General features: G+C 57.6%; 20 protein-coding genes and 4 tRNA genes. 14 read left to right on the forward strand and 10 right to left on the reverse strand.

What is annotated here, in order from left to right:
- The first annotated feature begins 69 nt into the window (after positions 1-69).
- The 6 genes from uvrY (at position 70) to ACJ8PI_RS04860 (ending at position 4,222) form a co-directional block, all read left to right on the forward strand.
- A complete protein-coding gene (gene uvrY / locus ACJ8PI_RS04835; protein WP_004927947.1) occupies positions 70-726 on the forward strand; it encodes a UvrY/SirA/GacA family response regulator transcription factor in 657 nt (218 codons plus the stop codon).
- Positions 719-2,551: an excinuclease ABC subunit UvrC gene (gene uvrC, locus ACJ8PI_RS04840; RefSeq protein WP_033637959.1), complete on the forward strand. Its 1,833-nt coding sequence runs from the start codon at positions 719-721 to the stop codon at positions 2,549-2,551. The genes uvrY and uvrC overlap by 8 nt, the downstream gene beginning before the upstream one ends.
- A 58-nt stretch (positions 2,552-2,609) precedes the next feature.
- Positions 2,610-3,158, forward strand: coding sequence for a CDP-diacylglycerol--glycerol-3-phosphate 3-phosphatidyltransferase (gene pgsA / locus ACJ8PI_RS04845; protein ID WP_033637960.1), 549 nt, complete (start codon positions 2,610-2,612; stop codon positions 3,156-3,158).
- A gap of 144 nt (positions 3,159-3,302) precedes the next feature.
- Positions 3,303-3,378: transfer RNA gene (locus ACJ8PI_RS04850), tRNA-Gly, on the forward strand.
- A gap of 674 nt (positions 3,379-4,052) precedes the next feature.
- Positions 4,053-4,126, forward strand: a tRNA-Cys gene (locus ACJ8PI_RS04855).
- A gap of 10 nt (positions 4,127-4,136) precedes the next feature.
- A tRNA-Leu gene (locus ACJ8PI_RS04860) sits at positions 4,137-4,222 on the forward strand.
- A gap of 178 nt (positions 4,223-4,400) precedes the next feature.
- Here ACJ8PI_RS04860 and ACJ8PI_RS04865 read toward each other — a convergent pair.
- Positions 4,401-5,741: an anaerobic C4-dicarboxylate transporter gene (locus ACJ8PI_RS04865; RefSeq protein WP_033646470.1), complete on the reverse strand. Its 1,341-nt coding sequence runs from the start codon at positions 5,739-5,741 to the stop codon at positions 4,401-4,403.
- A gap of 231 nt (positions 5,742-5,972) precedes the next feature.
- Between ACJ8PI_RS04865 and ACJ8PI_RS04870 the strand changes: the two genes are divergently transcribed.
- From ACJ8PI_RS04870 to ACJ8PI_RS04880, 3 genes are all read left to right on the forward strand, one after another.
- A complete protein-coding gene (locus ACJ8PI_RS04870) occupies positions 5,973-6,425 on the forward strand; it encodes a PaaI family thioesterase (RefSeq protein WP_074026547.1) in 453 nt (150 codons plus the stop codon).
- A 141-nt stretch (positions 6,426-6,566) separates the two neighbouring features.
- Positions 6,567-6,848 carry a hypothetical protein gene (locus tag ACJ8PI_RS04875; protein ID WP_033638003.1) on the forward strand — a complete coding sequence of 94 codons (282 nt, stop codon included), beginning with the start codon at positions 6,567-6,569 and terminating at the stop codon, positions 6,846-6,848.
- On the forward strand, positions 6,814-7,365 hold the full coding sequence (locus tag ACJ8PI_RS04880) for a hypothetical protein (RefSeq protein ID WP_033638004.1): 552 nt from the start codon (positions 6,814-6,816) through the stop codon (positions 7,363-7,365). Before ACJ8PI_RS04875 ends, ACJ8PI_RS04880 begins: the two co-directional genes overlap by 35 nt.
- Positions 7,366-7,433: 68 nt before the next feature.
- Here ACJ8PI_RS04880 and ACJ8PI_RS04885 read toward each other — a convergent pair whose 3' ends face one another.
- From ACJ8PI_RS04885 to ACJ8PI_RS04910, 6 genes are all read right to left on the reverse strand, one after another.
- Positions 7,434-7,703: a hypothetical protein gene (locus tag ACJ8PI_RS04885; protein WP_033646469.1), complete on the reverse strand. Its 270-nt coding sequence runs from the start codon at positions 7,701-7,703 to the stop codon at positions 7,434-7,436.
- 91 nt (positions 7,704-7,794) lie between these two features.
- On the reverse strand, positions 7,795-7,932 hold the full coding sequence (locus tag ACJ8PI_RS04890) for a hypothetical protein (protein ID WP_162062229.1): 138 nt from the start codon (positions 7,930-7,932) through the stop codon (positions 7,795-7,797).
- Between the two features lie 140 nt (positions 7,933-8,072).
- Positions 8,073-9,575 (reverse strand): glycine betaine/L-proline transporter ProP, encoded by a 1,503-nt coding sequence (gene proP, locus ACJ8PI_RS04895; protein WP_033646468.1) that lies wholly within the window; start codon positions 9,573-9,575, stop codon positions 8,073-8,075.
- Positions 9,576-9,989: 414 nt separating this feature from the next.
- The gene (locus ACJ8PI_RS04900; protein ID WP_164134121.1) at positions 9,990-11,357 is read right to left on the reverse strand and encodes a TolC family protein; all 1,368 of its coding nucleotides are present in this window, start codon (positions 11,355-11,357) and stop codon (positions 9,990-9,992) included.
- 3 nt (positions 11,358-11,360) lie between these two features.
- Entirely contained in the window at positions 11,361-13,298 is a 1,938-nt protein-coding gene (locus ACJ8PI_RS04905; protein ID WP_049232207.1) for a MacB family efflux pump subunit, read from the reverse strand.
- Complete coding sequence (locus ACJ8PI_RS04910) at positions 13,295-14,476, reverse strand: efflux RND transporter periplasmic adaptor subunit (RefSeq protein WP_399574127.1); 1,182 nt, start codon at positions 14,474-14,476, stop codon at positions 13,295-13,297. The genes ACJ8PI_RS04905 and ACJ8PI_RS04910 overlap by 4 nt, the downstream gene beginning before the upstream one ends.
- 239 nt (positions 14,477-14,715) lie before the next feature.
- Here ACJ8PI_RS04910 and cho point away from each other — a divergent pair, with 239 nt between their 5' ends.
- From cho to ACJ8PI_RS04935, 5 genes are all read left to right on the forward strand, one after another.
- Positions 14,716-15,564, forward strand: coding sequence for an excinuclease Cho (gene cho, locus ACJ8PI_RS04915; RefSeq protein WP_033638737.1), 849 nt, complete (start codon positions 14,716-14,718; stop codon positions 15,562-15,564).
- Between the two features lie 112 nt (positions 15,565-15,676).
- Positions 15,677-15,773 (forward strand) — tRNA-OTHER (locus ACJ8PI_RS04920).
- 185 nt (positions 15,774-15,958) lie between these two features.
- The gene (locus tag ACJ8PI_RS04925; RefSeq protein WP_164134123.1) at positions 15,959-16,258 is read left to right on the forward strand and encodes a sigma-S stabilization anti-adapter protein IraP; all 300 of its coding nucleotides are present in this window, start codon (positions 15,959-15,961) and stop codon (positions 16,256-16,258) included.
- Between the two features lie 123 nt (positions 16,259-16,381).
- A complete protein-coding gene (locus ACJ8PI_RS04930) occupies positions 16,382-16,885 on the forward strand; it encodes a YlaC family protein (RefSeq protein WP_033638009.1) in 504 nt (167 codons plus the stop codon).
- Positions 16,886-16,954: 69 nt separating this feature from the next.
- Positions 16,955-17,086, forward strand: coding sequence for a hypothetical protein (locus tag ACJ8PI_RS04935; protein ID WP_015377413.1), 132 nt, complete (start codon positions 16,955-16,957; stop codon positions 17,084-17,086).
- A gap of 62 nt (positions 17,087-17,148) precedes the next feature.
- On the opposite strand, the gene ACJ8PI_RS04940 is transcribed toward ACJ8PI_RS04935, so the two are convergent.
- From ACJ8PI_RS04940 to ACJ8PI_RS04950, 3 genes are all read right to left on the reverse strand, one after another.
- On the reverse strand, positions 17,149-17,277 hold the full coding sequence (locus ACJ8PI_RS04940; protein WP_033638010.1) for a hypothetical protein: 129 nt from the start codon (positions 17,275-17,277) through the stop codon (positions 17,149-17,151).
- A 249-nt stretch (positions 17,278-17,526) separates the two neighbouring features.
- Positions 17,527-19,248 carry a potassium/proton antiporter gene (locus ACJ8PI_RS04945; RefSeq protein WP_033638011.1) on the reverse strand — a complete coding sequence of 574 codons (1,722 nt, stop codon included), beginning with the start codon at positions 19,246-19,248 and terminating at the stop codon, positions 17,527-17,529.
- A gap of 283 nt (positions 19,249-19,531) precedes the next feature.
- The gene (locus ACJ8PI_RS04950) at positions 19,532-19,756 is read right to left on the reverse strand and encodes a hypothetical protein (protein WP_033638012.1); all 225 of its coding nucleotides are present in this window, start codon (positions 19,754-19,756) and stop codon (positions 19,532-19,534) included.
- Positions 19,757-19,830: the final 74 nt, after the last annotated feature.

Below are 19,830 nucleotides of genomic sequence, written 5' to 3' on the forward strand. Positions count from 1 at the left end.
AAAAACAAGTAATATCTCTGGCGAAAACAGAGGCCGATTGCGTTACTCCCTTTTTTTGGAGATTTTTCCTTGATTAGCGTTCTTCTTGTTGATGACCACGAACTGGTGCGCGCAGGGATACGACGCATTCTTGAAGATATCAAAGGTATAAAAGTTGTCGGTGAGGCTCAGTGCGGTGAAGACGCCGTAAAATGGTGCCGTGGCAACGCTGTCGATATCGTGCTGATGGACATGAATATGCCGGGCATTGGCGGGCTGGAAGCCACGCGCAAGATTGTGCGTTATGCACCCGACGTCAAAGTCATCATGTTGACCATCCATACTGAAAATCCTTTGCCCGCGAAGGTGATGCAGGCGGGTGCCGCCGGTTACCTGAGCAAGGGCGCCGCGCCGCAGGAAGTGATTAACGCCTTGCGTTCCGTGCATGCGGGGCAGCGCTATATCGCGTCTGATATCGCCCAGCAGATGGCCCTGAGTCAGCTGGAGCCGCAGGCTGAAACGCCGTTCAGTTGCCTGTCTGAACGCGAGTTACAGATCATGTTGATGATCACCAAAGGCAAAAAGGTGAATGAGATCTCGGAGCAACTGAGTCTCAGCCCGAAAACGGTGAACAGCTACCGTTACCGCATGTTCAGCAAACTGAATATCAGCGGCGACGTCGAATTGACTCACCTGGCCATCCGACATGGATTGTTCAATGCGGAGACGTTGTTAAGCAGTGAATGACCGTTTTGATGCCAAAGCCTTCCTGAGTACCGTCACCAGCCAGCCCGGCGTCTACCGTATGTACGACGCCACGGGTACGGTGATCTACGTCGGTAAAGCCAAAGACCTGAAAAAGCGTCTCGCCAGCTATTTTAGGCAGCAGGTCAGCAGCCGTAAAACCGAGACGCTGGTTAAAAATATCGCGCAAATAGACGTAACGGTTACCCATACCGAAACAGAAGCGCTGCTGTTGGAACATAACTACATTAAATTGTACCAACCGCGATATAATGTTCTTTTGCGAGACGATAAATCTTACCCACTGATTTTTCTCAGTGCGGATACCCATCCCCGTTTGGCAGTGCACCGCGGCGCCAAACACGCCAAGGGCGAATATTTCGGGCCTTTTCCCAACTCTTACGCCGTACGCGAAACGCTGGCGCTGCTGCAGAAGCTGTTCCCGATCCGCCAGTGCGAAAACAGCGTATATCGCAACCGGTCGCGCCCGTGCCTGCAGTATCAGATCGGCCGCTGTCTGGGGCCTTGTGTTGCCGGCCTGGTGAGCGAAGAAGAATACCGGCAGCAGGTGGACTACGTACGGCTGTTTCTTTCGGGCAAAGATCAGCAGGTATTGCACCAGCTGATTGCGCGTATGGAAGAAGCCAGCAAACTGCTTAATTTCGAAGAGGCGGCGCGCATTCGCGATCAAATTCAGGCCGTGCGCCGCGTCACCGAGCGGCAGTTCGTGTCGGGCGACAGCGACGATCTGGACGTGATCGGCGTGGCGTTCGATGCCGGTATGGCGTGCCTGCACGTGCTGTTCATCCGTCAGGGCAAGGTGCTGGGCAGCCGCAGCTATTTCCCTAAAGTGCCGGGCGGCACGGATATGGGCGAAGTGGTGCAGACCTTTGTCGGTCAGTTCTATCTGCAGGGTAGCCAAGCGCGCACGCTGCCCGGCGAGATCCTGCTGGATTTCAGCCTGCCGGAAAAAGACCTGCTTGCGGAGTCGCTCTCCGAGTTGGCGGGGCGCAAGATCCAAATTCAAAGCAAACCGCGCGGCGACCGCGCCCGTTATCTGAAGCTGGCGCGTACCAACGCGGCAACGGCGTTGACCACCAAGCTTTCGCAACAGTCGACTATTCATCAGCGGCTGGCGGAATTGGCCAAGGTGCTGAACCTGACGGAAATCAACCGCATGGAGTGCTTCGATATCAGCCACACTATGGGCGAACAGACCGTGGCTTCGTGCGTGGTGTTCGACGGTAACGGCCCGGTGCGAGCGGAGTATCGGCGCTACAATATCAGCGGCATCACTCCCGGCGATGACTACGCGGCGATGACGCAGGTGCTGAAGCGCCGTTACGGCAAGGCGCTGGAAGAGAAAAAGATCCCGGATGTCATCTTTATCGACGGCGGTAAAGGGCAGCTCGGCATGGCGATCGACGTCTTCAAATCGCTGAACGTCACCTGGGACAAGAATAAGCCGCTGCTGATTGGTATCGCCAAAGGCGCCGATCGCAAGGCCGGATTGGAAACGTTGTTCTTCGTGCCGGAAGGCGAGGGGATTTCGCTGCCGCCGGATTCGCCGGCGCTGCATGTGATCCAACATATCCGCGACGATTCGCACAATCATGCGATTACCGGCCACCGGCAGAGAAGGGCGAAAGTCAGAAATACCAGCGCATTGGAGCTGATTGAAGGCGTAGGGCCGAAACGGCGCCAGGTGCTGTTGAAGTATATGGGCGGACTGCAACCTTTGTTGAACGCCAGCGTGGAGGAAATTGCAAAAGTGCCGGGTATTTCACAAGCATTGGCAGAAAAGATCTACAATGCATTGAAACACTGAGGGCAATGTAGCAACATACTCTTAATTTCCACTCTAGCCAGATAGTTACCGTAGCATTATGCAATTGAATATACCGACTTGGCTTACCCTGTTTCGCGTAGTTCTGATCCCATTCTTTGTGCTGGCGTTTTATCTGCCGTTCAACTGGGCTCCGATGGTTTGCGCCGTTATCTTTGTGTTCGCCGCCGTCACCGACTGGTTTGACGGCTTTCTGGCACGCCGCTGGAAACAAACGACGCGCTTCGGGGCGTTTTTGGATCCGGTCGCCGACAAAGTGATGGTGGCGGTGGCACTGGTGCTGGTGGCGGAGCACTACCACAGCTGGTGGATCACGCTGCCGGCGGCCACCATGATCGCCCGTGAAATCATCATTTCGTCGCTGCGCGAGTGGATGGCGGAAATTGGCAAGCGCAGTAGCGTGGCGGTATCCTGGATCGGCAAAGTGAAAACCATGGCGCAGATGATGTCGCTGGTGGGTTTGCTGTGGCGGCCGGATCGCTCCGTAGAGTATGTGGCGATTGGCTTGCTGTATATCGCGGCGGTGCTGACTTTCTGGTCGATGTTCCAATATTTGAAAGCGGCGCGCAACGATCTGCTGGAACCGTGATCGATACGCTGCAAAAATCGGCAAACGATCGTGATGAGCCAACAATTTTATTGACTCATCACGTCAGGCAAGTAGAATGCATCGCATCAGACGACAACGATGAATTGCCGAAAGATAGCAAATAAATCAGTCAGTTCTGGTAATGCGGGAATAGCTCAGTTGGTAGAGCGCAACCTTGCCAAGGTTGAGGTCGCGAGTTCGAGCCTCGTTTCCCGCTCCAAACATTATCCTGTTGAATCCCCGTGATTCGGCAGGTAAGCGAAAAGGGGCTTCGGCCCCTTTTTCGTTTTCTATTCCTTTGCCGTCCGGTGAAACCCTTCTTCATCCTGCTACCTCGATTATTGCCACTATATCTGCTGTCGTTTTCATACCCCAGGATGCATCCGTTGCATGGTGCAATCAGGCGCATTTGATTGGGCGCCGTACGGTGCACAATCTGACGTCAGTCTCCAGCCTTGCAGTTGCGTTGGCCGTTCGGGGCAGCGGCACCGGAGATTCATGATAATGTTATGCCTGATATCCCATCACCATAAGCAAGTGAAAAGCCGCAGAGGGCGCGGGTAAGCGATTCCTGCCGAGAAAAAAGATCCGATTTGCCCGTGAATCCCTGAACCGATGCATATAAAATCAACATTCCGCTTGCCTTTCCGTTGGCATTGTGAACAGTGCGCCCACAAAATAAGCAGTTGAAAGCGTTAGAGAACTTTTTGCTATTTCGGGGGGTTGCCAAGGTGGGGGGTTTAGTCCATAATGCAGTCCATCGATTCGGCGGTAACGAAATAAATTACTTAAGAATCAGATGATTAAGATAAGCGATTTCAACATCGCCGATCAAAAGAACAAAACGAAGTGGGTGAATCACCGGCTTTGGCCTGAAAAGGCAAACAGAATAAAGGCGCGTTAACAAAGCGGTTATGTAGCGGATTGCAAATCCGTCCAGTCCGGTTCGACTCCGGAACGCGCCTCCAACTTTCCCGAGCCCGGGTGGTGAAATCGGTAGACACAAGGGATTTAAAATCCCTCGGCTTATGGCTGTGCGGGTTCAAGTCCCGCCCCGGGTACCAGGGAACAAAAATACCGAATAATCAAAGCAATAAGTAGTAATGTCGTAGACCGCCGAGAGGCGGTTTTTTTGTGCCTGAAATTCGCGTTACACCTGTATTCTTCCTTTTTTTGTCATACCACATGCCCATGGATTGTCATCCTGCTTGCAGGGAGCCCCGCAGGGCTCCGCAGTACCAATCATAAGAAACCGAACGCCGCAGCGAGGATCCAGCCGAAGACGCAGGAGACGCTAACGCCGATCAGGCCGGGCAGAATAAAGCTGTGGTTGATCACGAAGCGGCCGATGCGGGTGGTGCCGGAGCGGTCGAACTGGATTGCCGCCAGATCGCTGGGATAGGTTGGCAGAATGTAATAGCCGTAGCAGGCCGGCGCCGAAGCGACGATATAGGCCGGGTTGACGCCGATCGCCAGCGCCACCGGCACCAGTGCCGCCAGCGCGGCGGCCTGCGAGTTGACGAATTTCGACACCAGCAGCAGGATCAGCGCATAGGCCCAGGGGTACTCTTTCACCAGCACGCCCAGCGTGGCTTCGATCTGCGCCAGGTGCGCGCCGAACATGGTTTCCGCCATCCAGGCGACGCCATACACCGCCACGATGGCGATCATGCCGGAACGGAACACTTCGTTTTTAGAGATAGACGCCGGGTTGGTGCGGGTGATGATGACGATCAGCGCCCCGGCCATCAACATGCACATCTGGATCACCAGGACCATGGAGAGCGGCTTGCCGCCGAAGCTGGGCCGCAGCTCGGAAAATGCCCCCAGCACCGCCACCAGGGCGATGGTGGCGAGGAAAATCCACATGGCGATCCAGTTGCTGCGCGGCAGCACCCGATCCAGCAAGGTGGCGGCATCGCCATAGACGTAGCGATGGTTCTCCGGCACCGAGATGAATTTCTGGAACTCCGGGTCTTTGTCCAGGTCTTTGCCGCGGAACCAGCTGAAGATGCCGATCGCCAGAATGCCGCACAGGGTGGAAGGAATGGTGATCGACAGCAGATCGAGGAATTCCAGATGGCGGCCATTGAAGGTATAGCTGCTGAGCATCGCCACCAGTGAAACGACCGCTACCGAAACCGGGCTGGCGATAATGCCCATCTGCGCGCCGATCGAACTGGCCGCCATCGGCCGTTCCGGGCGGATGTTATTTTTGATCGCCACGTCATAAATGATCGGCAAGATGGTGTACACCACGTGCCCGGTGCCGCAGAGAATAGTGAGAATGCAGGTCACGAACGGTGCGATGATCGAGACGTAGCGCGGGTTGCGCCGCAGCATCCGTTCGGCGATTTGCAGCATCACGTCCAGCCCGCCCGAGGCCTGCAGGGTGGCGGAGGCCGCCACCACCGCGATGATCACCAGCATTACGTCTACCGGTGGTTTGCCGGGCTGCAGGTGAAAGCCGAACACCAGGATCATCAACCCGATACCGCCCAGTAACCCCAGCGCAATGCCGCCCTTGCGCGCCCCATACAGCAGGCATGCCAATATAACCGCTAATTGCAGAAAGAAATCCATGATAGATACGCCTTAATAATGTTGAACTTAACTGCGTTCAGTTTCCGGCGGCGGTTACAACAGAAAATTGTTTTAAATCTAAAGGCGCTAAAAAATTGTGGTTATTAACGCTAAAGAGTGATGGTGCTCACACTCAGTGAATCAAGGGGGAAGGAGCCACCAGCACGAAAAAGCAAGCCAACAGGTCAGACCTCTACTATATGAGAGGTTTACTGATCCGAGGAGAAAACCATGGACCCGACAAAAATGACCGGGCTGGCGCTGTTACAGGCTGCAATGGCCGGCAAGATCCCAGCGGCCTCGATCGCTGAAACCGTGCCCATGAAGCCGGTTGCGGTGGAAGAAGGGTATATCCGCATCGTGGCGCGGGCAGACGGGCGCCATCTGAATCCGCTGGGTGGCGTACATGGCGGCTTTGCCGCCACGGTATTGGACTCGGTGACCGGTTGCGCGGTGCACAGTACGCTGGGCGCAGGCGTAGGTTACGGCACCGTCGATCTGCAGGTAAAAATGCTGCGCCCTGTGCCGAAGGAGAGTGACCTGATCGCCGAGGGGCGTCTGGTCTATGCGGCGAAGCACGTCGCTTTCGCTGAAGGCACGCTCAAAACGGCGGAAGGGAAGCTGCTGGCTTCGGCAACCGCCACTTGTTTTATCATTCGCCCCACCGAACAAGCACCGCAATAACCTGCTCGTTATCGGGCTTCGGGCTATCAACCCGGGGCCCGATGCATTTCTCTTCGGCTGCATAGATTGCTACGCTACGATGACAGGCGCGATACGCCATTGTGGTCTAGTATTCTTGGGTAAAAATTTATCGGAGTGATTATGCAGCCGTATAAAGAGGTTGAGTTTGATCATGAGCTTTGTCTGGCGATCGGCAAAGCCGTATTAGACGTGGTGGCGCAGGGGGAGGAAACCAGCGCTCCGGCGGTGATGAATGCGATTGAGCGGTCGGTGGAACAGGGGTTGAATGACGACGAAACGGCCATCGCCGACGACGCCCTGGATTTGATGGCTCGTCTCGTCCACGGCTTCAGCTTCATAAATCTAGCGGATGAAGAGGATACTTCCCATGCATTGGTTGAATTTCAAACGCTACAAGAGTGACGTTGCCAAACAGGCCGTGCCGCCGCATTTGAATGCGGCTGAATTTGCGCGGCATTACGCCGACAAGCCGCAAGCCGATACGGAAGAGTATCTTTCGCTGAGCGGGGAGATGTGCTGGGATGCGGTGGTGCTGTGCGCCCACCGTTCAGGCGCGCTCAGCAAGGCGAAATACAAGCAGCTGTGGCAGACGGTATTCGATAAGCAATACAAACATTTCGTCAGCCCTGACGATACCGAGATCCGCACCATGGCCGATATGTTGCGCGCGCCGCAGGGATGTTTTATCGGCATATTTTCCCTGCGTGACGCGACGGCGCCCCGTTTGCTGCATGCCATGATCGGCACCGGTGCAGGCTTTGCCGCCGGCAATAAAAATCTTTGCATCGGCGTGGGGGGCGCGGTCGGCTGGGAAAATCTCAATCTGGCGCGCGATCTGCGCTGGCAGCCGGAAGGCGGTTTTTTACGCCAGGGCGACAACGAAGTGCTGCGCATTTTTTACCGGCCTTTCCCCGCCTGAGCCGGTTCGCCCGCTTTTAGAGTAAAAAAAACCGCCGTCTGGCGGTTTTTTGTTGGCGGGTATCCCCCTTATTTGAACCCGCCGTTGCGAATGAATTCGAGACCGGCGGCAGTGATCCGCGTTTGATGCGGGTCGATATCATAGTTGTTCTCGTCGATGTCGCTCATCACATAGGCCTGTATCAGGCCCTTGGTTTTGAGATAGGCGAAGGGATCGGCGAAGGCGTGCGGGCTGGTGGCGTCTTGTTTCCACAGTTCATAGGTTTTTTCATCCAGCGTGCCGGGGTGATTGGCGGCCAGCCGGGTCAGGATCTGATTGTAGAACGCATAGTCGGTCATGATGCGGTCCTCTTTATCGCGAGCGACAGTCTCGGAAAATGGCGGTAAGGCCTTTCAATCATAGCCGATGTTTTCCGCCGTCGGCATGGGGTTAGCCGCGTTGGCTTTCAATCCAGTGGAACAGACGTGAAATGCTCAAGGTGATATCACCGATGTTGAAGAGTGCGCCAAGCCACAGGGCGAGCATAACCAGGATGCCGATGATGATGGAAAGGTCCATCGTGCTCATGATTATGTTCTTCATTAATAAAGGTGTGCGGCAAAGCGTGCCACCAATCCCGCTTGCCATAAAATGCGCTGCGCATTATTCCTTTTGAAATCAAAGTAAAAAAGCCACCCAAACGGGTGGCTTTTGTGTTTTCGCGCCGATCAATCCAGCTTGGGATGCTGGTCGATCAGGATCTGCTTTTTCTTTTCCAATTCGGCGATCTGCGCGTTGATGTCCTCGACTTTCTGTTCGATGTTGTCGTAGGTCTCCTGCAGCAGCTCTTTCGCTTCTGAGCGGTCCGAAGCGGCCGGCGTCGCGCCGCGCAGCGGCTTGTTGGCGGTTTCTTTCATGTACAGACCTGTGATAAGACCGATCACCGCCACAACCATCAGGTAGTAGGCCGGCATGTACAGGTTGCCGGTCGCTTCGACCAGCCAGGCGGCGGCGGTCGGCGTCGCACCGGCGATCAGCACCGAAATGTTGAACGAAATCGCCAGCGCGCTGTAACGGATGTGCGTCGGGAACATCGCCGGCAAAATCGAGGCCATCACCCCGGTGAAGGAGTTGAGCAGCACCGCCAGCACCAGCAGACCGACGAAGATCAGGCCAATCACGTTGCTGTTGATCAGAATGAAGCACGGGATCGCCAGCGCCAACAGGCCGATGCTGCCGCCGATAATGAACGGCTTACGGCCGATGCGGTCGCTGGTCAGGCCGATTACCGGCTGTACGAACAGCATGCCGATCATGATGGCGATGATGATCAGAACGCCGTGATCTTCCGAGTAGTGCAGGTTATGCGACAGGTAGCTCGGCATGTAGGTCAGCAGCATGTAATAGGTCACGTTGGTGGAGATGACGATACCGACGCACACCAGCAAACTTTTCCAGTGTTTGGCCGCGATCTCTTTGAACGAGGTTTTCGGCGGATTTTCGATGGCGTTGCGGTCATCTTTTTCCATCTTGTCCACGTGCTGCTGGAACGCCGGGGTTTCTTCCAGCGCATGGCGCAGATAGAGACCGATCAGGCCCAGCGGTGCGGCGATGAAGAACGGGATACGCCAGCCCCAGTCGAGGAAGTTGGCTTCGCCGACGATGCTGGAGATCAGCACCACCACGCCTGCGCCCATCACAAAGCCGGCGATGGAGCCGAAGTCCAGCCAGCTGCCCATAAAGCCGCGTTTGCGGTCCGGCGAGTATTCGGCGACGAAGATCGCCGCACCGGAATATTCACCGCCGACGGAGAAGCCCTGCGCCAGTTTGGCCAGCAGCAGCAGGATCGGTGCCCAGATACCGATCGACGCATAGGACGGGATCAGGCCGATACAGAAGGTGCTGACCGCCATGATGATAATGGTCACCGAGAGCACCTTTTGGCGACCGAACTTATCGCCCATGGCGCCGAAGAACAGGCCGCCGAGCGGACGTACCAGGAAGGGTACGGAGAAGGTCGCCAGCGCGGCGATCATTTGCACGCCGGGAGAGGCGCCGGGGAAGAAGACCTGGCCAAGCGCATAGGCGACAAAGCCGTATACGCCGAAGTCGAACCACTCCATCGCGTTGCCCAGGGCTGCTGCGGTGATCGCCTTCTTGAGTTTGCTGTCATCGATGATGGTGATGTCGCTAATGTGCATCGGTTTATGTCGTTTTTTTCTTAACTTCATATAATCATCCCTTAATGAATTATTCGTTGTTCGTGAAAGCGTAATCTCCGTTCACTGTTGTTTTCGAGTTATCAAATCGGCTAATCGAATCGCGGTTCAAGACGATTCATTATCCACATTTAAGATGGGATGTGGATCACAAAATATCGTCGTTTATGCCAAGGTTATGTCATTTAGGTGACTAATTATTTTGCATCTATAGCTTAACGTTATATCTTGCGCCGATCAAATCCAGCAGTTTAACTTAAGTGTTTGCACTGATTTGGTGCGAGAATGGTCTAATAATTGTGCAATTTGACGGTTTTTCGTCTGATTGACCATGTTTGAAGTATAGAGAGTGCGGGAGATAAAACAGGAAAAATTGATGTGTTTGCCGCTTAAAATCTACCTGGCCGGATGGCCAGGCAGTTTGGATTAGGGGGCCGATGAACCGCCGAATTCCAGATAGATTTTCGCCAGGTTCTGGTACTGCGCGAAGCGGTTTTCGTCCACCGCCAGCTCCGCCTGACGGCGCTGCTCCTGAGCATTCAGCCAATCGGTAATGGTGACAGCGCCCTGCCGGTAACGCACCTCGTTCAGCCGCTCCGATTTGCGCGCCAGCGCCAGCGAGGCCTGCAGCTGCGTCTCTTGCGCCAGCAGCTGCGCACGCAGCGACAGGGCGTTATTCACATCGCCCATCGCCTTGTACAGCGCCTGCCTGAATTCCAGCACCTGCTGTTCGTAGTCGTTACGGGCGATCTTGATATCCACCCCCATTTGCCGCCACTGCAGGAACGGCAGCGTCAGGCCGGCACCGAGGCTGCCCGTCGGGTTGCGCAGGAACTCCAGCAGTGCGCTGCTGCTGGCGCCCAGCGAGCCGGTCAGGCTGAACGCGGGATAGTACTGCAGACGTTTCTCGTCGACGTTGGCCAGGGCGGCGCGCAACCGCAGCTCTTTGGCGCTGAGATCCGGGCGCCGGCTCAAGACGCTGGCGGGAATGCCGGTGTTGATCTGCGGCATCGCCGTCGTCGGCAGGCGTGCGGGCGCGATAGTGGCCTGGCCTGTAGGCGCGCCCAGCAGCACCGCCTGTTCATTCAGCGCCTGTTGACGATCGTGTTGCAACGCCAGCAGCCGGCTTTCCTGCGTCAGCACGTTTTGTTCCGCGTTCACCACGTCCAGCGCCGAGATGCTGCCGGCCCGGTAGCGGGCGTTGGCCAGCCGCAGCGTCTGTTTGGCGTAGGCGATGCTCGCCTGGCTGACGCCGATCTGCTGATTGAGGAAGCCGATGCGCCAGTAATTCGTGGCGGCGTTGGCCAGCAGCGTCAGGCGCGCCGTCTGCAGATCCTGCTCGGAAGCCTGGCTGGCCCACTCGGCGGCATCGCGCTGGCGCGCCAGTTTGCCCCAAAGGTCGACTTCATAGCTCGTAGAGAGCGTCGCGCTGCTGGTTTTATTCCAGGCGGAGGACTCCGACAGCGGGCGATTGATGCCGCTGTTCAACGAGGCGTTGACGTCGGGCGCGGTGCTGATGCCGACGCGTTCCGCCTCGAGCCGCGCACGGTAGACGCGCAGCACGGCGACGGCCAGATCGTTGTTGCTGGCCATCACCTGTTGCAGCCAGCGATCGAGCTCGGGATCGTGGAAATCGCGCCAGTCGAACGGCGTCGGCGCGGCGTTGTCGGCGGCGTGCTGCCAGCTCGTCGGATAGTTGACCTGCGGCGCCCGGTAGTCGCTTTTCAGGGCATTGCCGCAGCCGGCGGTGAGCAGGGCGGCGAGGCTTAACGCCAGGGGAGATAAAATTTTCATGGGTTACTCGCTGGCCAATGAAACGACCGGATCCATCCTTGCCGCTTTGCGGGCGGGGAGATAACCGAAGATCATGCCGATTAAGGTTGAACAGAAAAACGCCGTCGCGGCGGCTTGCCAGGAATAGATGGCGGTGAACATGCCGCCCGCCAGCGAGGTGAACAGCGACCCGGCGGCGAACGACAGTGCGATGCCCAATGCGCCGCCGATCAAACAGACCAGCACCGCCTCGATCATGAACTGTTGCATGATGTCGCCGCGTCTTGCGCCGACCGCCATGCGCACGCCGATCTCATGGGTGCGCTCGGTCACCGAGACCAGCATGATGTTCATCACGCCCAGGCTGCCGATCACCAGCGAGATCGAGGCCACCATCAGGATCAGCAAACTGAGCGTCATCGAGGTGCGCTCGATCGATTTACGGAACTGATCGCGGTTGAACGTCATGAAATCTTTTACGCCATGGCGCTGAGTCAGCAACTGCGTGATGGCGCTGACGGCGGCTTCGCTGGCGACATCATCCTTCAAGCGCACGGTGATGCCGCTGAGCGTGGTTTTGCCGACCATACGGTACATCACCGTGCTGTAGGGCATCCAGACGCTGATGCGGTTGGGCGCGTAGCTGTGTTCGCTTTTGGCGACGCCGACCACCCGCGCCGGCACCGAGCCGAGAAACACGATCTGGCCGAGCGGCTCGACGCCGAAATCGCCGAACAGCGCCTGGCGCGCATTGTCGTCGATGATCACTTCCTGCAGCGCGTTGCGATCGTCGCGGAAGGTGGCGCCTTGCACCAGCGTGATGCCGTTGACGCGGAAATAGTCGCGGCCGACGCCGGTGATTGACGCGGTGGCGGATTTGCTGCGAAAACGGATGCTGTCGGACGCGCTGACTTCCGGGCTGACGCTATCGACGAAGCTTTGCTGCGCCAGTGCGTCGGCATCGGCCGGCACCAGGGTGCGGATGCTGTCGATGGCGTCGTCGAAGAAGTCGCGCCCCGGATAGATGCTCACCACGTTGGTGCCGAGCCCCTTGATATTCTCCAGCGTGCGCTGTTTGGCGCCTTCGCCCAGCGCGACTACCGTAACCACGGCGGCGATGCCGAAGATAATGCCGGTCATGGTCAACGCGGTGCGCAGGCGGTGGGCGTTCATCGCCTTCAGCGCCATGTGCAGCGACTCGCGGGTGCGGTCGATAAGACTTTGCCAGCCGCTTTGCCGGCTGCGGTTCGGCGGCGGCAGCACTGCGGAGGGCGCCGATTGGCGGCCGCTGTCAGCGATGATCTCGCCGTCCCGCAGCTCGATGACGCGCTGCGCATGCTGCGCCACTTTCATATCGTGGGTGACGATCACCACGGTGTGGCCGCGTTGGTTCAGCTCGCTGAGGATCGCCAGCACTTCCTGGCCGGATTGGGTGTCCAGCGCGCCGGTCGGTTCGTCCGCCAGGATAATTTCGCCGCCGTTGATCAGCGAGCGCGCGATGCTGACGCGCTGCTGCTGGCCGCCGGAAAGCTGGCCGGGCTTGTGGTCTTCGCGCCCCTCCAGGCCCAACCGCGCCAGCAGTTGCGCCGCTCGCTGCCGCCGCTGATCGCGCCGGGCGTTGGCGTAGATGGCCGGAATTTCAACGTTGCCCAGCGCGCTGAGATCGGGCATCAGGTGGTAACGCTGGAAAATAAAGCCGATATGCTCGCGGCGCAAGCGGGCCAGTTCGTCCGGCGACAGGTGGGCGGCGTTCTGGCCGCTGATGTAGTAGTCGCCGCGATCCGGCACGTCGAGGCAGCCCATGATGTTCATCAGCGTCGATTTGCCGGAACCGGAGGCGCCGATGATCGCCACCAGTTCGCCGGCGGCGATGGTCAAATCGATGTCTTTCAACACCGTCAGCGCCTGGCCGCCGTTGGTGTAGGTTCGGCTGATGCCTTTTAGCTCGATGATCGCGTTCACAGGAAAATGCCATCCTCAGCCGGCTTGGCGGCGGGCTGCGACAGCACCACGGTTTCACCGGCTTTCAGGCCGCTGAGGATCTGAATGTCGACGTTGTTGGTGATGCCGGTGGTCACTTGGCGCGTTTCCAGCCGCTGGTCTTGGGTCAGCACCTGCACCTGCTGCTCTTTGCCATCGATTTTATGCACTGCCTGGATTGGCACCAGCAGGGTGTTCTTCGCTTCGCCGAGCAGCAAGGACACCTGCGCGGTCATGGCGATGCGCAGGCGGTTTTCCGGGTTGGGCACGTCCAGCAGCGCGTTGTAATAGACCGACGCGTTCGAGGTGCCGGAGCCCGAAGCGGAGCTGGTGCCGGCGAGCGAGTCGTCTTTCATTACCGATTCCGGCGCCAGTTCGATGGTGCGCAGCGTGGCGTCGTAGCGTTTATCCGGATCGGAAAAAATAGTGAAGTACGCCTTTTGCCCCGGTGAAATGCGGGTGATGTCGGCTTCGGAGATCTGCGCCTTGATGGTCATCATATCCAGCCGCGCCAGCTTGACGATGGTCGGCGCGCTTTGGCTGGAGTTGACCGTTTGCCCCTGCTGCGTAACCACGGCGATGACGATGCCGTCCATCGGCGCGACCACGCGGGTATAGCCCAGATCGATTTTTTTCTTGTCGACTTCAATCTGCGCCTGCACCAGGCGGGCATTGAGCGAAAGCTGCTCGGCGCGGGTGGTGGCGAGCGTGGCTTCGGCGGTTTCGAAGTCCTCCCGCGAGCTGGCTTCGTCGTTCAGCATGCGGCGCTGGCGTTTGAAACGCGATTCGGCCTGTTTCAGCTGCGCCTGTTTGGCCTGCAGTTCGGCCTTGATGACGTTCAGCGCCGCCTCGGCGTTGCGCAGATCGTTGCGCTGTTGCAGATCGTCGATGTCGGCGATCGGTTGCCCTTTGGTGACGCGATCGCCCAGTTTGACCTTCAGCGATTTCACTTCACCGGAGACCCGCGCCCCGACGTTAACGCGTTCGACGGCATCCAGTCGCCCGGTGGCCAGCACGGCGTTCTCGATATCGCCCAGGCGGGCCGTTGCGGTAACGTAATCCTGCTGCGGCGGGCGTTGCCAATAGAGGGCCAGCGCGATGGCGGCGCAGATGAAAATGATGACGGCGATCAGCGTCAGACGACGGGGTGTGAGTTTCAGTGAAGTCATGCCCAGGTTTTCCATAACGATAAAAGCGGCGGTTCCAGTCTGCCATCATGGCAGCCCCAGCTTGAACTGGCGCTAAACGTGAGGCGCTTTCCCGCTGGAAAGGGGATAGTAAAGGCTTTCCCGCTAAAGATCACGGCGAGTTATTATCCTTCGGGGTGCAACCGGCTGTGTGGCGCGTTATACTGGGTAAAAAACCAGTATTCATTCATCAGCAGGATAACGCCGCCGCCATGATGCCAAACCGCCTCGAGCCGGAACTCGACATTTACCAATACCCGGAGCACCTGCGCGCCTGTCTGGCGCCGTTGCCCAAGGGGCCGGGCGTCTATCTGTTCCACGGCGAGAGCGAAAGCCTGCCGCTTTACATCGGTAAAAGCGTCAACGTACGCAGCCGCGTAATGGCGCATTTTCGCGCGCAGGACGAGGCGAAAATGCTGCGCCAAACCCGGCGCATCAGCTTTATCGAGACCGCCGGCGAGTTGGGCGCATTGCTGCTGGAGGCGCAGTTGATCAAGCAGCAACAACCGTTGTTCAACAAACGCCTGCGGCGCTCGAAACAGCTGTGTGCGCTGCGTCTACAGGCGGACACGGTGACGATTGCCCACGCCAAAGAGATCGATTTCGCCGTCACTCCCCACCTCTACGGGCTGTTTGCCAATCGCCATGCCGCGCTGGAAAAATTGCGCGCCATCGCCGACGAGCATCGTTTATGTTATGGCAAGCTGGGGATCGACAAGCTGCCCGCGGGGCGAGCCTGCTTCCGCTACAGCCTGCGCAAGTGCGCCGGCGCCTGCTGCGGCGTGGAGTCGGCGCAGGAGCATGCGCGGCGGCTCGGCGCGGCGCTTGAACAGCTGCGCATCGCCTGTTGGCCATTCGCCGGGCGCGTGGCGTTGGAAGAACAGGGCGAGACGCTGCGTCAGTACCATGTGATTCACAATTGGTTTTATCTGGGCTCGGTCAGCAGCCTGGCGCAGGCGCAGCGGCTGCAGAGTGCGGCCAGCCATTTTGACAGCGATGGCTACAAGATTTTGTGCAAGCCGCTCATGGCCGGCGATTATCGGATTATTGAGCTGCCGTAATGCCATAACGCTGTCGATAGCCTAAGACTTATCTGTAAATTCAGCGCATTATGCTAAAAAAGCTTGAGTCCATAATGTTGTTATGGATAATGGCGCCCCGAAGCGAAGGAACGCGCTATTAACTCAGTTGGCAGAGTGATTGGTTTTATAATGGCTTGTTTTGGCTTGAAAATTGATAGACGCGGGTTCGAGTCCTGCATAGCGCGCCAGCTTTCTTCCCTTCATCTCACCGCGCTTACCGTAAAGCGCACTCGGGTTGATTTGCACTATCGGCTCCTCGTTGGGATTTTCGGGTGTGCTTTACCGTAACCGCTGGCTTTCCTTCCTCTTTCTCTTTCGATCCTTTGCTAAACTGTAATCAGGCAGGCTTGCTGCCCGGCAACAGGAGGTCGATATGTCTTACTCTGAGCAACTGCAGGAACTCTTGCACCGCGTCGCTGCCCTCGAGGCGAGAGAGAAAGCGCTGAGCGCCGCGTCCAACGCTTATCAGGCGATTATCACCACCATGTTGGGCAATATGGAAAAGACCGAACGCGATCGGATCATCGCGATGATCGATCAGGCCCATGAAATCGCCTACGCCCGCGCCATTCAACGCAGCAACGAACCGCAAAAGCAGAAAATCAAACAGGCCGACGATGTGGCCCAGCGCATGTTCATGTTTGCGCAAGGCAAGGCCGCCCAACCGCGCTGAAGCCGAACTATAACAGTTGCAGCCATTAAGTTGGCTAACTGATCTACCTGGCGAAACTGTACTTGTGTTACTTTTAGCGGTGAGATTTGATGGCAATGCTGTTTCCAGCATAAGGTTGTAACGATGGACGCGATTAAAAGCATCTTGGTTAAAGAGATTGAACAGATCAATCGGCGCGAAGGGCGTGACGGCAAGCCGCGCTTCAACAGCGAATTCGCTCGCACTCACCGCTATCTGTGCCTTGCCATGTTCGCCGGCTATTTCGCGGTGATCGCCGTGATGTACCAGGTGCCGTACATGGGGATATATGCTTTCCTGGGCTTCACCGCTTTTGTGCTGTTCATGTTCGCCATGCTGCTGATCGAGATCCGGCCGGTATACCGCTTCGAGGACATCGGGGTGCTCGATCTGCGGGTTTGCTACAACGGCGAGTGGTACTTTACCCGCGCGCTGTCGCCCTATGCGGTGCAGCAACTGCTGGAGGAGCCGTCCATCGGCGCCGCGCTGAAACAGAAGATGCGCGTGATCATCGGCAACAAGGGCGAAATCGACTTCTACGACGTGTACGACATGGCGTACGGAAAAAAGCCGCAGGATGAGCAGCCGCAGCTGGCGGCGGCAAACTGAAAGGTTTCCGGCCGGCGGCTTGTCGATTATACTCAGCGTTTGAACGAGAAGCAGAATGAGGATCAAGCGATGAGTGATGATATTTTCGATTTTGATATCGATGCCGAACTGGCGAAAGCCGAAGAAAAAGCGGCGCAGAAGGTAAAAGAGGTTCCTGAGTTCCTCGAAGACGAAGCGGACTGCGAAGGTTGCAAGATCTGATCGCCTGCCCCATAAAAAAAACCGCCGCGGCGGTTTTTTTTATGTCTGAGCGTCGTGGGGTGTCAATCCAGCACGAATCCCCAGATCAGCAACGTCGCCACCAGAATCAGGCAAAGCGCGGACACCGTCACCAGTATTTTCCCCAGAATGTCTTTTTCTTGTTCCTGCTGCGTCACGTTGAAATTATCCAATTAAAAGTCTATGGACCAAACCGGCGATGCTGAGATCGAGCGCCGCTACGCCCAGCGCCATAAGCATCATTACCGAAAGAAATCGAGTCTTGCCGTTCACGTCCTTAATCCCTGTGGACGCCGCTGTTAAGTTTTTATATCAAAGGGATATAATTCAGCGACGCCCTATTTCATGCATCATGATAGTGATTAAGAACGTTCTTAAGGCCAGAAGTTCCCTCGTCTGATAACGCAGCCGGTGCGGCAGCGTCAGTCGGTTACGATCCGCACGCCTATCTTGCTGACTTGATTGCCGTCCATTTCGGCGATGGTCCAGGTCAGGCCGTCCCATTCCACCTGGTCGCCGATCACCGGTTCGCCGCCGATCAGCTGAATGACGAACTGGCCCAGCGTCTGCTGCTCGTCCACGTCGTCTTGCAGATTGAGGCCATAAAGCTGCGAGATGTCGCTTAAACGGGCATCCGACTGCAGGATAAAGTCGCCGAAGAAGCGCTCGTCGAGCGTCACGGCCGGCGCCTGGCTGAACAGTTTGCCGAGGATGGGCAGGTCGTGCTCATGGCCGATAACGCACAGAATATCGTTCTCCCGCAGGCGGGTACTGCCGCTTGGGTGCAGCAGTTCTTTGCCGCGGAACAGGGCGGCGATGCGGGTATTGGGTGGCATCTTCAGCTCCCGCAACGCCGCGCCGACGCACCAGTTTTCCGCCGAAAGCTGATACACGAACTGTTCCCACTGGTTCTCCGGGTGCACGTCCAGCCCAACGCGGGAGATCGGCGTCAGCGCCGGCGGCACGATCACCTTGGCTTTTTTGGCGGCAAACGACAGCGTGGTGCCTTGCAGCAGCAGGGAGACCAGCACCACGAAGAACGCCACGTTGAAAAACAGCTGGGCGTTGGGCAGCCCGGCCATCATCGGGAACACCGCCAGGATCACCGGCACCGCGCCGCGCAGGCCGACCCAGGAAATAAAGCCGCGCTCGCGCAGGGTAAAGCTGCGGAACGGCAGCAGGCCGATAAACACCGACAGCGGACGGGCGAACAGGATCATCCACAGCGACAGCAGCAGGGCAGGGATGGCGATCGGCAGCAGCTCGTGCGGGTTGAGCAGCAGGCCAAGCACCAGGAACATGCCGATCTGGCTGAGCCACGCCAGGCCGTCGAAGGTTTGTACGATGCCGTGCCGGTTGCGGATCGGCCGGTTGCCCAGCAGCAGGCCGCACAGATACACCGCCAGAATGCCGCTGCCGTCCAGCGCTGTGGTCAGCGCAAAAATAAGAATGCCGCCGCTCACCGCCAGCAGCGGATAGAGGCCGTCCGCCAGTTTGATGTGGTTGATCAGCGTCAGCAGCAGCCAGCCGCCGCCCAGACCGAAGACGATGCCCATACCGAACTGCTGCATCAGATGCAGCGGGAAGGCCCAGCTCAGCGCGGTTTCCCCGGCGGCGATCATCGCAATCAGCGTGATGGTGAGAAACACCGCCATCGGATCGTTGCTGCCGGATTCGATCTCCAGCGTGGCGCTGACGCGTTCATTCAAACCTTTGCCCCCCAAGAGGGAGAATACCGCGGCGGCGTCGGTGGAACCGATAATGGCGCCGATCAGCAGCCCCTGCAGCAGATCGAGATTGAACAGCCAGGCGGCGGCCATGCCGGTCAGACCGGCGGTGATCACCACTCCGATGGTGGCGAGAGACAGCGCCGGCCACAGGGCGACGCGGAAAGAGCTGACCCGGGTACGCATGCCGCCGTCGAGCAGGATCACCGCCAACGCGAGGTTGCTGACCAGATAAGCGACGGGGTAATTGCTGAAGACGATGCCGCCGGGGCCATCGACGCCGGCCAACATGCCGATCGCCAGGAAGATCACCAGGATCGGAATGCCGAGCCGGGAAGAAAATGAGCTGAGCAGAATGCTTGCCCCCACCAGCACGGCACCGATGACGAACAAACTGTTAATGGTGCTGGCATCCAAAATATCGCTCTCCTGAGGCTGGGGGATAGGGGGCACTGCGAATGTGTCGATGATAACGTGTTTAGTGGGTAAAACGCCAAGGCTGATTGCGAAAACAACCGATCAATTACTGCCCTTTGGTGTGATTAAACGAAGAAAGTGAGGAGAAGAGGGAGATTCCCGCCTTTTATCCAACATTATCAGGCTGCTGTATTTCTGCTTCGGCAACAATGTTCGATCGTGGCTGAGGGAAAAACCATTAAGCCCGCGCAGGCAGGCTTAATGGTTTGCAGGCGCGGTAGGATTAATGATCGAGCGATTCCAGCGCCCGTTTGATCAGCTCGGAGGCCAGCTTGCTTTCCGCTTCGGAAATGCCGTCGAGATTGAAGTTGGAGAGCTCAGCGACCAGAATGCTGCGTTCTTTGCCGCTGATCGAAGCGTCCAGCGCGGACAGCAACCTGCCGAGGATCTTCAGCAGGGTGGCGTTTTCCGCTATGGCTTCCTGAGCCGGGGTGTTCTTGTCGGTCATTCAAAATCCTCTCTGTCGTGACGGAAGGGAGATGCAGCTAACGCCATCGAATGAATTAAACGATCGCGCAGCCC

It is taken from the genome of Serratia sp. CY82433, from assembly GCF_052166535.1.
GTDB classification, from domain to species: Bacteria; Pseudomonadota; Gammaproteobacteria; order Enterobacterales; family Enterobacteriaceae; genus Serratia; species Serratia sarumanii.

Bases quoted from the DNA above. Each gene is read 5' to 3' on its own strand.
- pgsA (WP_033637960.1), top strand. From the start codon at position 2,610: ATGCAATTGAATATACCGACTTGGCTTACCCTGTTTCGCGTAGTTCTG.
- ACJ8PI_RS04865 (WP_033646470.1), bottom strand. From the start codon at position 5,741: ATGGATTTCTTTCTGCAATTAGCGGTTATATTGGCATGCCTGCTGTAT.
- ACJ8PI_RS04870 (WP_074026547.1), top strand. From the start codon at position 5,973: ATGGACCCGACAAAAATGACCGGGCTGGCGCTGTTACAGGCTGCAATG.
- ACJ8PI_RS04875 (WP_033638003.1), top strand. From the start codon at position 6,567: ATGCAGCCGTATAAAGAGGTTGAGTTTGATCATGAGCTTTGTCTGGCG.
- ACJ8PI_RS04880 (WP_033638004.1), top strand. From the start codon at position 6,814: ATGCATTGGTTGAATTTCAAACGCTACAAGAGTGACGTTGCCAAACAG.
- ACJ8PI_RS04885 (WP_033646469.1), bottom strand. From the start codon at position 7,703: ATGACCGACTATGCGTTCTACAATCAGATCCTGACCCGGCTGGCCGCC.
- ACJ8PI_RS04890 (WP_162062229.1), bottom strand. From the start codon at position 7,932: ATGAGCACGATGGACCTTTCCATCATCATCGGCATCCTGGTTATGCTC.
- proP (WP_033646468.1), bottom strand. From the start codon at position 9,575: ATGAAGTTAAGAAAAAAACGACATAAACCGATGCACATTAGCGACATC.
- ACJ8PI_RS04900 (WP_164134121.1), bottom strand. From the start codon at position 11,357: ATGAAAATTTTATCTCCCCTGGCGTTAAGCCTCGCCGCCCTGCTCACC.
- cho (WP_033638737.1), top strand. From the start codon at position 14,716: ATGATGCCAAACCGCCTCGAGCCGGAACTCGACATTTACCAATACCCG.
- ACJ8PI_RS04925 (WP_164134123.1), top strand. From the start codon at position 15,959: ATGTCTTACTCTGAGCAACTGCAGGAACTCTTGCACCGCGTCGCTGCC.
- ACJ8PI_RS04930 (WP_033638009.1), top strand. From the start codon at position 16,382: ATGGACGCGATTAAAAGCATCTTGGTTAAAGAGATTGAACAGATCAAT.
- ACJ8PI_RS04935 (WP_015377413.1), top strand. From the start codon at position 16,955: ATGAGTGATGATATTTTCGATTTTGATATCGATGCCGAACTGGCGAAA.
- ACJ8PI_RS04950 (WP_033638012.1), bottom strand. From the start codon at position 19,756: ATGACCGACAAGAACACCCCGGCTCAGGAAGCCATAGCGGAAAACGCC.